General features: G+C 53.3%; 11 protein-coding genes. 8 read left to right on the top strand and 3 right to left on the bottom strand.

Annotated elements, in window-relative coordinates; all coding sequences use genetic code 11:
- Positions 1-474 precede the first annotated feature (474 nt).
- From mepS to yejF, 6 genes are all read left to right on the top strand, one after another.
- Positions 475-1,047 (top strand): bifunctional murein DD-endopeptidase/murein LD-carboxypeptidase, encoded by a 573-nt coding sequence (gene mepS, locus HHI26_RS11395; RefSeq protein WP_133841458.1) that lies wholly within the window; start codon positions 475-477, stop codon positions 1,045-1,047.
- A gap of 310 nt (positions 1,048-1,357) precedes the next feature.
- Complete coding sequence (locus tag HHI26_RS11390) at positions 1,358-2,950, top strand: cyclic di-GMP phosphodiesterase (protein WP_133841457.1); 1,593 nt, start codon at positions 1,358-1,360, stop codon at positions 2,948-2,950.
- Between the two features lie 109 nt (positions 2,951-3,059).
- Positions 3,060-4,868 (top strand): extracellular solute-binding protein, encoded by a 1,809-nt coding sequence (locus tag HHI26_RS11385; RefSeq protein ID WP_171149110.1) that lies wholly within the window; start codon positions 3,060-3,062, stop codon positions 4,866-4,868.
- Positions 4,869-4,879: 11 nt separating this feature from the next.
- The gene (locus HHI26_RS11380) at positions 4,880-5,971 is read left to right on the top strand and encodes a microcin C ABC transporter permease YejB (protein WP_133841455.1); all 1,092 of its coding nucleotides are present in this window, start codon (positions 4,880-4,882) and stop codon (positions 5,969-5,971) included.
- Positions 5,971-6,996 (top strand): microcin C ABC transporter permease, encoded by a 1,026-nt coding sequence (locus HHI26_RS11375; RefSeq protein WP_133841454.1) that lies wholly within the window; start codon positions 5,971-5,973, stop codon positions 6,994-6,996. The genes HHI26_RS11380 and HHI26_RS11375 overlap by 1 nt, the downstream gene beginning before the upstream one ends.
- Position 6,997: 1 nt before the next feature.
- The gene (gene yejF, locus HHI26_RS11370; RefSeq protein ID WP_167863612.1) at positions 6,998-8,581 is read left to right on the top strand and encodes a microcin C ABC transporter ATP-binding protein YejF; all 1,584 of its coding nucleotides are present in this window, start codon (positions 6,998-7,000) and stop codon (positions 8,579-8,581) included.
- A 13-nt stretch (positions 8,582-8,594) separates the two neighbouring features.
- Here the strand turns inward: yejF and HHI26_RS11365 are convergent, their stop codons facing one another.
- The 3 genes from HHI26_RS11365 to rsuA form a co-directional block, all read right to left on the bottom strand.
- The gene (locus HHI26_RS11365) at positions 8,595-8,942 is read right to left on the bottom strand and encodes a YejG family protein (RefSeq protein WP_133841452.1); all 348 of its coding nucleotides are present in this window, start codon (positions 8,940-8,942) and stop codon (positions 8,595-8,597) included.
- A gap of 400 nt (positions 8,943-9,342) precedes the next feature.
- Entirely contained in the window at positions 9,343-10,545 is a 1,203-nt protein-coding gene (locus tag HHI26_RS11360; RefSeq protein WP_171149109.1) for a Bcr/CflA family multidrug efflux MFS transporter, read from the bottom strand.
- Positions 10,546-10,575: 30 nt separating this feature from the next.
- Positions 10,576-11,280, bottom strand: coding sequence for a 16S rRNA pseudouridine(516) synthase RsuA (gene rsuA, locus HHI26_RS11355; protein ID WP_133841450.1), 705 nt, complete (start codon positions 11,278-11,280; stop codon positions 10,576-10,578).
- A 189-nt stretch (positions 11,281-11,469) separates the two neighbouring features.
- Here rsuA and HHI26_RS11350 point away from each other — a divergent pair, with 189 nt between their 5' ends.
- Complete coding sequence (locus tag HHI26_RS11350; RefSeq protein WP_171149108.1) at positions 11,470-13,224, top strand: DEAD/DEAH box helicase; 1,755 nt, start codon at positions 11,470-11,472, stop codon at positions 13,222-13,224.
- A gap of 170 nt (positions 13,225-13,394) precedes the next feature.
- Positions 13,395-13,679, top strand: a complete 285-nt coding sequence (gene rplY, locus HHI26_RS11345; RefSeq protein WP_133841448.1) for a 50S ribosomal protein L25 — start codon at positions 13,395-13,397, stop codon at positions 13,677-13,679.
- Positions 13,680-13,700 lie beyond the last annotated feature (21 nt).

Raw genomic sequence — 13,700 nt, 5'->3', positions numbered from 1 at the left:
CGTCCACTATATTGCCGTTCAGGCAAATAATCTGCAGGCGAAAAAGGGGCTATAAGACGTATTTATTATGCCCCGGATAACAGCCGAAACCGCTACATCTCAAGCTTGTCCATCCAGATTGTTCTGATTTTGACTTGACCCGTAGTTGTTAGCAGCAAAATTGCGCTTAAGCACATTCAGTTAAGCTGCTAATTGGCGATAATGTGACCAATTCGTTACGTAATGGTTTTACATCGTAAAATCCTCTAAAAAAGTGCTTAAAAGCCCTCGCTATGGGGCTTGTTATCGGGTAATCTCGTTTTCGATTAGGCTAAATGGCTAAAGTATTTCGGTAAGTTACATTTTAATTTGTGCTCAATGACACATTTTAAGGTTTTCCGATTTGTCTTAACCTCCTGTACTAATTAATCTCGTTTCGTTTCGCAATTTTGCTAACGACTTAGTCGTTAAGGACTTCAAGGGATCACAAACATAATGGTCAAGTCTCAACCTATTCTGAGATATATCTTGCGGGCGCTCCCCGCCGTTGCATTAGCAACACTGTTGTCAGCATGTAGTTCGAACAGCGGACACAACGTACAAACTGATACTCATGCAGTTAAAGATCAAAACGGTTTTTTACTGCAAGCGTCTCAGGATGAATTCGAACAGATGGTCCAGAATGTGGATATCAAATCCCGCCTGATGGACCAGTATGCGGACTGGAAAGGTGTACGTTATCGTCTTGGCGGCACCAGCAAACGTGGCATTGATTGCTCTGCGTTTGTCCAGACCACATTCCGTGAACAGTTTGGCCTGGATTTACCTCGCTCAACGTATGAGCAGGAAGATTCCGGAAAAAGTATTCAGCGCGCAAAACTGCGTGCAGGTGATCTAGTGCTGTTCCGTGCAGGCTCCACGGGTCGTCATGTCGGTATTTATATCGGTAATGACAACTTTGTTCATGCCTCCACCAGCAGCGGTGTGATGATTTCGAACCTGAATGATTCTTACTGGAAAAACCGTTACCGCGATGCCCGCAGGGTATTGAGCCGAACGCAAAGCTGATTTCACTCCCTTGAAATCTGCGAACACGAGATATGAAAACGCTGCCATGGCAGCGTTTTTTTTTGCCTTTTATACCGTCCTTCCTGCTCGTCATTTCGCGGAGTGAACCCTGTTTTTTGCCGCAAAAAGGATTACGTCGTCCTGGAACAATTTTTCAGTTGTTTTACCTGGCAGGCCGCCCGAAAAGGAATTGATTACCATCAATAAGATAGAGACAGAATTTCCCCTCCGTTATATCCTCACTGGCTGACACCAGAAGCAGTTCGCGACCAATAATAATAAAATCGGCGAAAACGGGAGAGATCACCGAATGCCACTATCTACCACCGTCAGGCGGCAGGTGACTCAGCCGCGCAAGATAGTTTGTCTCAGTGCGTCCATAGGTTTTTTCTTTTTTCTACTGTTTCTTATCATTATGCTGACCGTCACCTGGAGCCGGCGATCCGCAGCGCACGATCGCCTCGCGAGCTATACGCAACGTTACGTTGTTAACGCCTTCGACGAGTTGCAGACCACACTCCAACCACTTCAGGTTGCCACCAACGCGACCTGTGAAACCATACGCAACGATCTTACGCAACGCTCAGCCTTTGCAGCCAATGTTCGCGCTATTCTCCTGGTCAAAGATCACAGTGCCTTTTGCTCATCCGCTACCGGTCCGATGCAAATGGATATCCGCGAAATCTCTCCCTATACCGATGTCAGAAACGCCACCGACATTCGACTGATCTCCGGTACGCCGATGATGCCCCATACACCCGCCATCGTGCTGTGGCTAAAAAACCCTGCCCTGCCCAACAGCGGTGTTTTCACTACCCTCAATATTAATCTCACCCCTTATTTACTGCTGGCCTCACGCGAGCAACAGATTAGCGGTATGGCAATCGTCGCCGGAGACAGTGCGATGACCACCTGGGATGAACAACGCGTGGTGAAACGCAGCGCGCTGCCAAAGGTGCCACTGCGCAGTATTGCCATTCCAGGTTATCCCCTCACGCTCTATCTTTACGGCGAAGCGCTGCCACGCCGCGATATCCATATTATCCTGTTGGCAGGGCTCTTAATGGGCGTACTGATTACCTGCGGCTGTTTCCTGATGCTTACGCTGCGCCTGCGCTCGGGTAAAGAAATCATGCTTGGCATTAAGCGCGGAGAGTTTCATGTTGAATACCAACCCGTCATCGAAACCCACAGCGGAAAATGCTACGGGCTGGAAGCGTTGCTGCGCTGGACGCATCCGACTGATGGCCGTATCCCGCCAGATTCGTTTATCAGTTATGCCGAAGGACAGAATCTGATTGTGCCGCTGACCCGCCATCTTTTTACGCTGGTGGCACAGGACGCGCATCGCCTCTGTAAAGTAGTGCCCGTCGGCACTCAAATGGGGGTTAATCTGTCGCCCAATCACCTTGTTCACCCGAGCTTTCGCCAGGATGTGCGGGACTGGCTGGCCATGATGCCTGCGGGCCATTTTGAGTACGTGTTTGAAATCACCGAACGGGCGATGGTCAGCGAACAGGGGACTGAGGAAATATTCGACTGGATCCGCCAGCAGAACATCAGAATAGCCATTGATGATTTCGGCACCGGTCACAGCGCATTAATCTATCTGGAAAAATTCCAGTTTGATTATCTGAAGATCGACCGGGGGTTTGTACAAAGCATCGGTATGGAGACGGTCAATTCTCCCGTACTGGACGCGGTGCTGACGCTGGCGAACAAACTCAACCTTAATACGGTGGCCGAAGGTGTCGAAACGGGCGAACAGGCATTGTGGCTGATCAACCGCGGCGTAACCTATTTGCAGGGCTATCTGTTCAGTCGCCCACGTACCGTGCCACAGCTTATTGAGTACTACCTTGAGCAACAAACGCCTGTTCCCAGTACAATTTTAAAGGAATAACGGGCTGTTAAATCAGATAAAAACCTTTACTATCATTGTCTCATCGTGGTTTGACTGCCACGGCTTGCAAATATAACCGATTTGTCGCTGGTGGGAGCCTGTTGAAACCATGATTGTGCGTATTGTTGCCCTTGCATTACTTAGCCTGTCTGCGGCCAGCGTGCAGGCAGAAAAAATTAATGAGAGCTACAGTTTCGCTCAACTGGGCACGGCGAAGTACGCTGCCGGGTTCACACACTTCGATTATGCTAACCCGGCCGCACCGAAGGGCGGCAGCGCAACACTTTCTTCTATTGGTACCTTTGATAATTTCAACCGCTTCGCCCTGCGTGGCAGCCCCGGGGTGGGTACGGACACGTTGTATGACCGCTTATTTACCTCATCTGATGACGAAGTCGGCAGCCTGTATCCATTGATTGCGGAATTTGCCCGTTATCCGGATGATTATCGTTGGGTAGAAGTGACCCTCAATCCACGGGCGCGTTTTCAGGATGGTTCACCGATTACCGCTGCGGATGTGGCCTTTACCTTCAATATGTTTATGACGCAGGGCGTGCCGCAGTATCGGGTGTTTTACAAAGGGGTGACAGTGAAAGCGCTTTCACGCCTCACCGTACGCTTCGATCTGCCGAAGGGAGACCGCGATAAGATGATGTCGCTGATCTCTTCTCCCGTGTTTCCGGAAAAATTCTGGAAAAATCGCAATCTCGGGGAACCCCTGCCCTCCCCTCCTCTTTCCAGCGGACCTTATCGTATTTCTGCGTATAAAGTGGGCCAGTCGATAACCTATTCGCGGGTGAAAGACTACTGGGCGGCAGATTTACCGGTGAATAAAGGCCGCTATAATTTCGATACGATCCGCTACGACTATTATCTTGACGACAACGTCGCCTTTGAGGCCTTTAAAGCCGGCGCATTTGATTTTCGTACCGAAGGGTCGGCCAAGAAATGGGCTACGCAGTACAGTGGTTCGAATTTCGAACGCGGATATATCATTAAAGAACAGGTGCCGAATACCGTTGCCACAAACACCCAGTGGCTGGCATTTAATACCCAGAAGCCTCAGTTTGCCGACCGTAAGGTACGCGAAGCCATGTCGCTGCTGTTTGATTTTGAATGGATGAACAAGGCCCTGTTTTATAATGCTTATAAACGTGTCGACAGCTATTTTCAGAATACCGAGTATGCCGCGCGCCACTTTCCTGATGCCAAAGAGCGTGAGATCCTTGGCCCCTTAAAGGGCCAGTATCCGCAGGAGGTGATCGATAAGATCTATCAACCTGCGAAATCTGACGGCACGGGTTACGACCGGGAAAAACTGTTGCAGGCGCTGGCGCTACTGAACCAGGCAGGCTGGGAGCTGAAAAACCAGCGGCTGGTTAACAGTAAGACCGGCAAACCCTTTACGTTTGAGCTGCTGCTGCGCAGCGGCGGCAACGACCAATGGGTTCTCCCCTTCCAGCACAACCTGGCGCGGGTCGGCATTACCATGACGGTGCGTCAGGTTGACAGTTCGCAATATCTGGCACGCCTGCGGAAACGTGACTTTGATATGCTGCCGACCGTTTATTCGGCCTTTCCTACGCCCGATACTGGCCTGCAGTTTTACTGGGCCACGTCCTATATGGACTCCAGTTACAATACGCCTGGCGTGAGCAGTCCGCTGCTTGACGACCTGATCACCCGCATTAATCAGAATCAGGGCAATGCCGAGGCACTGTTGCCGCTGGGCCGCGTCCTGGATCGCGTGCTGCTGTGGAACTATTACATGATCCCGATGTGGTATACCGCCAATGACCGTTACGCATACTGGAACAAGTTTTCGATGCCAGCCACGCGCCCAACCTATGCGCAGGGTTTTGATAACTGGTGGTACGATGTCAACAAAGCCGCACAGTTGCCGGCGCAACGTCGCTAAGGAGTCTGACTGTGGGTGCTTATTTACTTCGTCGTTTATTGCTGATTATCCCAACGCTCTGGGCGATCATCACTATCAACTTTTTCATTGTGCAGATCGCACCGGGCGGCCCGGTAGATCAGGCGATTGCTAATATTGAGTTTGGTCAGACGACCGGCCTCCCCGGCGCCGGGGCGGAAGGTTCGGCTCACGGGCGTAGCTCGCTTAACGCCGCGCCGGGCGACGGTCAGTACCGGGGTTCACGCGGCCTGGACCCGGAAGTGATTGCCGAGATTACCAAACGTTACGGCTTCGACAAACCGTTGCATGAGCGCTACTTCACCATGTTGTGGAACTACGTGCGCTTTGACTTTGGCGACAGCCTGTTTCGTAGCAGCTCAGTAATCCAGCTGATCAAAGAGAGCCTGCCAGTGTCGGTGACGCTCGGGCTCTGGAGCACGTTGATTATTTATCTGGTCTCGATACCGCTGGGCATAAAAAAGGCGGTGCGCAACGGGAGTGCCTTTGATATCTGGAGCAGCACGCTGATCATCGTGGGTTACGCCATTCCGTCTTTCCTGTTCGGTATCATGCTGATTGTGCTGTTTGCCGGGGGCAGTTATCTCGACTGGTTCCCACTACGCGGGCTGGTTTCCCCGCAGTTTGATTCCCTGCCGTGGTATGGCAAAGTCACCGATTATCTCTGGCATATCTGCCTGCCGGTACTGGCAACGGTGATTGGCGGTTTTGCTACGCTCACCATGCTGACCAAAAACTCATTTATGGATGAGATCCGCAAGCAGTATGTTGTTACCGCCCGCGCTAAAGGGCTGGACGAGAAAAAAATTCTTTATCGCCACGTGTTCCGTAACGCCATGCTGTTGGTGATTGCCGGGTTCCCGGCCACCTTCATCAGTATGTTTTTCACTGGTTCACTGTTAATCGAAGTGATGTTCTCACTCAACGGGCTGGGATTGCTGGGCTACGATGCCACGATCCAGCGCGATTACCCGGTGATGTTCGGCACGCTGTATATTTTCACCCTGATTGGCCTGCTACTGAATATCCTGAGCGATATCACCTATACGCTGGTCGACCCGCGCATTGATTTTGAGGGCCGCTAATGAGCCGTTTAAACCCGATTAATCAGGCGCGCTGGGCGCGATTCCGCCATAACCGCCGGGGTTACTGGTCGCTGTGGATCTTTGCCGTGCTGTTTATTCTGTGTCTTGGTGCAGAGCTGTTAGCCAATGATAAACCGCTGGTGGTGCATTATCAGGATCGCACTTACTTCCCGCTGCTGGTCAACTATCAGGAGAGTGATTTTGGTGGCCCGCTGGCAACCCCGGCTGACTACCAGGATCCGTGGCTGAAATCGCGTCTGGACCAGAATGGTTGGGCCATCTGGGCACCGATCCGCTTTGGTGATGATACGATTAACTTTGCCAGTACCGTTCCCTTCCCTTCGCCCCCCTCCACGCAGAACTGGCTCGGGACCGATGCTAACGGTGGCGATGTGCTGGCGCGCATTCTTTACGGCACACGTATCTCCCTGCTGTTTGGTCTGATGCTGACGATTGCCTCCAGCGTGATGGGTATTTTCGCCGGAGCGGTGCAAGGCTATTTTGGCGGGCGGGTCGATCTCTGGGGGCAGCGTTTTATTGAAGTCTGGTCCGGTATGCCAACGCTGTTTCTGATTATCCTGCTCTCCAGCGTGATTCAGCCCGGCTTCTGGTGGCTGCTGGGGATCACCGTGCTGTTTGGCTGGATGGGACTGGTCGGCGTGGTGCGTGCAGAGTTCCTGCGTACCCGTAACTTTGACTACATCCGTGCCGCGCAGGCAATGGGTGTGAGCGACTGGCGCATTATGTCTCGCCATATGCTGCCAAATGCGATGGTTGCCACACTGACCTATCTGCCTTTTATTCTCTGCGGATCAATCACCACGCTGACCTCGCTGGACTTTCTCGGCTTTGGTCTGCCGCTCGGCTCACCTTCGCTGGGCGAACTGCTGTTACAGGGTAAAAATAACCTGCAAGCCCCATGGCTCGGCCTGACCGCCTTCTTCTCACTGGCGATCCTGCTGTCGCTGTTAATCTTTATTGGTGAAGCCGTACGCGACGCCTTTGACCCCAGCAAGGTGTATTGATATGGCGCTGCTCACGATTCAGGATCTCAGTATCGCGTTCCGTCAGGGTGGCGTAGAACGTCGTGTTGTGGATGGGCTGTCACTATCCGTGGATGCCGGTGAAACGCTGGCACTGGTGGGTGAGTCGGGTTCAGGGAAAAGTGTCACTGCCCTGTCGGTGATGCGTCTGCTGCCCACACCGCCGGTGGTCTATCCGCAGGGCGATATTCTGTTTGATGGAAAAAGCGTGCTACACGCTGAGGAAAGTACGCTAAGGGGCCTGCGAGGCAACCGCATCGCGATGATCTTCCAGGAACCGATGGTATCGCTGAACCCCCTGCACAACATCGAAAAACAGCTGTATGAGGTGCTGTCACTGCATCGTGGTATGCGCCGTGAAGCCGCACGCGCTGAGATGCTGACCTGCCTCGATCGGGTGGGCATCCGCCAGGCCGCCAGCCGTCTGAATGATTTCCCGCACCAGCTTTCCGGCGGTGAACGCCAGCGCGTGATGATTGCCATGGCGCTGCTGACGCAGCCTGAACTGCTGATCGCCGATGAGCCGACCACCGCACTGGATGTCACGGTGCAGGCACAGATCCTCACCCTGCTGAAAGAGCTCAAGCAGGAGCTGAATATGGGCCTGCTGTTTATCACCCACAACCTGAATATTGTGCGACAGCTGGCGGATAGTGTGACCGTGATGCGTAACGGTCAGGGCGTGGAACATAACAGCACCCATCAGCTTTTCAGCGCCCCTCAGCACGCTTACACACAGCAGTTACTGAACGCGGAACCCGAAGGCCAGCCGGATCCGGCTGACGAGCAGGCCGAGCCGTTGCTGCGCGTGGAAAATCTGGCCGTCGCGTTCCCGATCAAACAAGGTTTGATGAGGCGCACCGTGGGTTATCATCATGCGCTGAAGTCACTGAGTTTCACGCTGCGGCCAGGAGAGAGCCTGGGCCTGGTGGGAGAATCAGGCTCCGGTAAAAGCACCACCGGGCTGGCGTTGCTGCGTCTGCTGCATTCGCAGGGGGAAATCTGGTTTAAGAACCAGCCTCTGCACCTGTTGAACCGCAAAAAAATGCTGCCCGTCAGGCGCCAGATTCAGGTGGTGTTCCAGGATCCTAACTCCTCACTCAACCCGCGCCTGAACGTTTTGCAGATTATCGCCGAAGGTTTGCAGGTACATCATCCTGAACTGAGTCACGCTGAACGCGAAGCACGGGTCATCACCGCAATGCAGGAAGTGGGGCTGGACCCTGAGACGCGTCAGCGTTATCCCTCTGAGTTTTCCGGCGGGCAGCGCCAGCGCGTGGCTATCGCCAGGGCATTGATCTTACAACCGCAGCTGATCATCCTTGATGAACCGACCTCATCGCTTGATCGTTCGGTGCAAAAACAGATCCTGACATTGCTGAAAAAGCTTCAGCAACAGCACCGTCTGGCCTATATCTTTATCAGCCATGATTTACGCGTTGTGCGATCACTGTGTCATCAGGTAGTGGTACTGCGTCAGGGGGAAGTGGTTGAACAGGGTGAGTGTGAGCAGGTATTTAGCGCACCGCAGCAGAGCTATACACAACAGTTACTCACGCTGGCCTGACGCTGAATGGCGATCAGGCACTGCGGTCGCTAAGAAAAGGTTCGGCAATACCAACGCCGAAACTTTTCAGTCGGCAGGTTGCTGCGCATTCATCATCACGATGAACAAAGAGACAAGGTTCCCCTTCCCACTCGACCACCGAACATACCAACTGAATTTCCGCGAGCGCCGACTCAATCTTCTGCATGGTTTCCCATGCCGACTCGCCGCTATGGCTCAGCAGGCGCAACCCGATAAGATCGTCATCGCCGTTCAGACCGTTAAGGGTCTGTGCTTCAATGACCTGTCCGACCGGGCCGGCACACCAGTGATAGCGTTGCGGCAGTCGATGTACCACTGAATGTTGTAACGTATTCACCAGAGCTCCCCAGAGCGATTTTTAAACAATATTTTCACAAATAATTCACAAGGTAAATCATCAATTCTCGCTAACAGATTAACCTGTTAATTACTGGAACTATTTACCCTGTGTCAGAGCATCGGCTGACATGAAAAATCACGTATCCGGCCCCATTTTTGAGAGATGCCTCTCATTTATTCGTTATATTTACCGCGTTCGCCGGGTGATAACAACCGTTTTCGCTGCAATGTTGTTACTTTTTTATGGAAATTTTTTTACAAAAAATCAACATCCTGAGCAGGGTTTTTAGGCCGGGAGGCGAGATTTGGGGAGCCAGTGGGGTGAGAGAGGGTTGTCATTACGCCGGGAGACATTTTTCGCACGGGCCGATCGCAACACATGATCGGCCCTACACGACTCGTCAGCCCGCAGGGACAGATTTGCGCGGTCGCGAAGCGTAGATAAACAACATGATGGACGTGGTGGCGCAGATAAAGATGGCGCTGACCATGGGCCACGCGCTGGTGAACGTAATCGTGGAGAGCAGTGCGCCTGCCAGCGCGCCCACGCCGAAGCGTAGCGTACCCGCCAGCGAGGAGGCGGTTCCTGCCATATGCGGAAATTCTTCCAGAATCACCGCCATCGCATTAGACGAGACCATTGCCACGCAGCCGATAAACATCGCCACGCCGAACACCAGTGGTATAAAACCAAGATTCAGCGCACTCACCACCACCAGCCAGACGCCCATCGAGAACTGGATTAACAGCCCAAAACGGAACATCACCAGCGGACCAAAGCGGCGCACGCAACGGCTGTTTAGCAGCGTCATCAGGAACAGAAACACCACGTTCAGCGCAAAATAATAACCAAAATCCTGCGGCGAAATATGGTTCAGCTCGATATAGACAAACGGCCCGACGTTCAGAAATGAGAACAACCCGGCGAACGAGAATCCACTGGCCAGCATATAGCTGAACACCCGCTTGTGACGAAACAGAGAGAGGAAGTTACGCAACGTGGTACGCAGGCTGAACGGTTGCCGTTTGTCCTTCGGCAACGTCTCTTTGATTTGGGTCACCACCAGCAGCGTGGTGACCACCGCTGCCGCCGAGATGGTCCAGAAAATGGCATGCCAGCTCCAGATCAGCAGCATCCAGCCCCCAACAATCGGTGCCAGCAGGGGTGCAATGGTGGTGACCAGCATGACAAAGGACATCATGCGGGAAAACTCCTCTTTCGAGTAGCTGTCACGCATCAGTGCACTGATCACCACGCTGCCCGCCGCCGCCGACAGGCCGTGCAGAAAACGCAGTGTGATCAACTGATCGATAGTCTGCGCCAGAGCACAGGCGGCAGCCGCAATAGCAAAAATCAGCGTTCCTGCCGCAATCACCGGTTTGCGGCCAAAGCTGTCAGCCAGCGGCCCGTAGACCAGCTGACCCAGGGCAAAACCGAGAATATACGCGTTCAGCGTCATCTGTACGCTGCCCGCTGACACCGCGAATTCGCGGGCAATCTGCGGTAAGGCAGGAAGATACATATCGATCGACAGCGGCATAAGCATCGCCAGCAGCCCGAGGATCACCACCAGTCCCATGGAGGAATTCTTATCTTTTGCCACTCACCTGCCCCTCTGCTGGACAAAAATTCACTAACGCGTCAGTCCGACGCTGGCAATTTCTTCTGCGGTTAAAGGACGATACTCACCGGGTTCCATCTCTGTATCGAGCGCAATCGCACCAATACGTTCACGATGCAGCCCCACGACGTGGTTCCCCACCGCGGCAAACATACGTTTTACCTGGTGATAGCGCCCTTCGCTGATGGTCAGACGTACCTGATGCGGATCAATCACTTCCAGCGTAGCAGGTTTGGTCAGCGTCTTCTCATTGTGCAGCTGAACGCCGTCAGCAAACTGCTGTGCGGTATCGTCACTGAGCGGAGATTCCAGCGTCACCAGATAGGTTTTTTCACAGTGATGGCGCGGAGACGTGATGCGGTGGGACCACTGACCATCATCGGTCATCAGCACCAGACCGGTAGTATCAATATCCAGACGCCCGGCGGCATGCAGCTTCCAGGCGGAAGGTTCTTCAAGGAAGAACAGCACCGTCGGGTGATCGGGATCCTCAGTGGAACAGACATAACCGACCGGCTTATTCAGCATAAAGTAGCGCGGGCCATGCTGCTGTTGCAGCGGATTGCCATCATATTCAACCGCGCTGTCCGGGCTCAGTTTAAATGCACTATCGCGTACAACGTCACCGTCTACGGTCACTTTCTTTGCACGAATCTCACGCCCGGCGATGACACGGCTGACTTCCAGTTGCTGGGATATAAATTTATCAAGTCGCATTAACTCTGCACTGCCTGTAATTAGTTTGGAGTGGAAACTGACGATAATCGTCTTTTGATGTGGCGCAGAACGCTCATCCGGAATGGAACAGGGAGTATAGCGGCAGAAGGGGCTGAGGCACAGAGGGGATCGTATTCTTATGGCGCTTTCATGGCATAATGTCCCTTTATTGCTGCTTTACAGGTCTTCATGTCGTTCACCCTACGTCCCTATCAGCAGGAAGCCGTGGATGCCACCATCCGCTATTTCCGCCACACGTCGCAACCTGCGGTCATTGTACTGCCTACCGGAGCCGGTAAAAGCCTGGTGATTGCAGAACTGGCACGGGTCGCACGCGGGCGCGTGCTGGTGCTGGCCCACGTGAAAGAGCTGGTGGCGCAGAACCACAGTAAATATCAGGCATATGGGCTGGAAGCCGATATCTTTGCCGCCGGACTGCAACGTAAAGAGAGTCATGCCAAGGTGGTGTTTGGTAGCGTGCAGTCAGTAGCACGAAATCTGGCGCAGTTCAGTGCGGAATTTTCGCTGCTGATTATCGACGAATGCCACCGCATCAGCGATGCCGACGACAGCCAGTACCAGCAAATTATCAATCAGCTTCGCCAGCATAACCCGCAGCTCCGGCTGCTGGGCCTGACCGCCACACCGTATCGCCTGGGCAAAGGCTGGATTTATCAGTTCCATTATCACGGCATGGTCAGAGGCGACGAACGCGCCTTCTTTCGCGACTGCATCTATGAGCTACCGTTGCGCTATATGATCAAACACGGCTTTCTGGTGCCGCCAGAGCGGCTGGATATGCCGGTGGTGCAGTATGATTTCAGTCGTTTACAGGCGCAGGAAAACGGCCTGTTCAGCGAGGCGGACCTCAACCGTGAACTGAAACAGCAGCAGCGTATTACGCCGCACATTATCCAGCAGATTGTTGAATTTGCCCAACAGCGGGAAGGCGTGATGATTTTCGCCGCCACGGTCGACCATGCGCGTGAAGTGCTCGGATTGCTGCCGGGCAGTAAAGCCCTGATCAGCGCGGGCACCCCGGCTGTCGAGCGTGACGCGCTGATTGCCGCATTTAAAGCACGTGAACTGCGGTATATGGTCAATGTGTCGGTGCTGACGACGGGGTTCGATGCGCCGCATGTTGATCTTATCGCTATTCTGCGCCCCACGGAATCAGTCAGCCTGTATCAACAAATTGTCGGACGTGGGCTGCGGCTCAGTCCTGGCAAAACAGACTGTCTAATCCTCGACTATGCCGGTAACCCCCACGATATTTTTACCCCGGAAGTCGGTGCGCCCAAGGGTAAAAGTGATAATCAGCCGGTGCAGGTTTTCTGCCCTGGCTGTGGTTTTGCCAATACCTTCTGGGGCAAAACCACTCAGGATGGCACCCTTATCGAACACTTTGGCCGTCGCTGCCAGGGCGTGCTGGAGGATGATGACGGGCTGCGTGAACAGTGTGATTACCGTTTTCGCTTTAAAAACTGCCCACACTGTCATGCTGAAAATGATATTGCCGCACGCCGCTGCCGGGAGTGTGATGCAATCCTTGTTGACCCTGACGATATGCTGAAAGCCGCACTGAAACTGAAAGATGCGCTGGTGCTGCGCTGTGCGGCGATGGTGCTGGAGAACGGGAGCGACGACCAGGGCGAATGGCTGAAGGTGCGTTACTACGATGAAGAAGCGACCGAAGTCAGCGAGCGCTTTCGTTTAAAAACCCCGGCGCAGCGCACCGCCTTTGAGCAGCTATTTCTGCGCCCGCATCAACGTGCACCCGGCGTACCGCTGTGCTGGAAGAGCGCTGCCGATATCATTGCGCTTCAGCCGCTGCTGCGTCATCCCGATTTCGTCGTCGCGCGTAAACAGCGCCATTACTGGCAAGTGCGCGAGAAAGTGTTTGATTACCAGGGACGTTTCCGCCGGGCCAACGAATTACGTTAAAACAGACGGATTGCCGCTCCTGCTCTGCTTTCCGACTTAATACATTGCCTGAAAAGGCAAACCCGGGTATAATTCCGCCCGCTTTTAACTGGCTTTGCCGGATAAAAGCTGAACAATCCACCTGTTGCTGGGTCGCCTGTAGCAGGAATAAAACTTGAAGAGACTTAAAAATGTTCACTATTAATGTTGAAGCTCGTAAAGAGCAGGGCAAGGGTGCGAGCCGCCGCCTGCGTTTAGCTAACAAATTCCCAGCCATCATCTATGGCGGAAATGAAGCAGCTGTTGCTATCGAACTGGACCACGACTCTGTTATGAACCTGCAGGCGAAGCCTGGTTTCTACGACGAAGTTCTGACCCTGGTTGTTGATGGCAAAGAAACTAAAGTAAAAGTGCAGGCTGTTCAGCGTCACCCGTTCAAGCCAAAACTGCACCACATCGACTTCGTTCGCGCTTAATCGCCCGTTCGTTTTAGATGT

Source organism: Erwinia sp. JH02, from assembly GCF_013074405.1.
In the GTDB taxonomy this organism is placed as follows: Bacteria; Pseudomonadota; Gammaproteobacteria; order Enterobacterales; family Enterobacteriaceae; genus Erwinia; species Erwinia rhapontici.
Note: the sequence above shows the minus strand (reverse complement) of the source record. Positions and strands in the feature narration are given on the sequence as shown.

Bases quoted from the DNA above. Each gene is read 5' to 3' on its own strand.
- yejF (WP_167863612.1), top strand. From the start codon at position 6,998: ATGGCGCTGCTCACGATTCAGGATCTCAGTATCGCGTTCCGTCAGGGT.
- HHI26_RS11375 (WP_133841454.1), top strand. From the start codon at position 5,971: ATGAGCCGTTTAAACCCGATTAATCAGGCGCGCTGGGCGCGATTCCGC.
- HHI26_RS11390 (WP_133841457.1), top strand. From the start codon at position 1,358: ATGCCACTATCTACCACCGTCAGGCGGCAGGTGACTCAGCCGCGCAAG.
- HHI26_RS11385 (WP_171149110.1), top strand. From the start codon at position 3,060: ATGATTGTGCGTATTGTTGCCCTTGCATTACTTAGCCTGTCTGCGGCC.
- rsuA (WP_133841450.1), bottom strand. From the start codon at position 11,280: ATGCGACTTGATAAATTTATATCCCAGCAACTGGAAGTCAGCCGTGTC.
- rplY (WP_133841448.1), top strand. From the start codon at position 13,395: ATGTTCACTATTAATGTTGAAGCTCGTAAAGAGCAGGGCAAGGGTGCG.
- HHI26_RS11350 (WP_171149108.1), top strand. From the start codon at position 11,470: ATGTCGTTCACCCTACGTCCCTATCAGCAGGAAGCCGTGGATGCCACC.
- mepS (WP_133841458.1), top strand. From the start codon at position 475: ATGGTCAAGTCTCAACCTATTCTGAGATATATCTTGCGGGCGCTCCCC.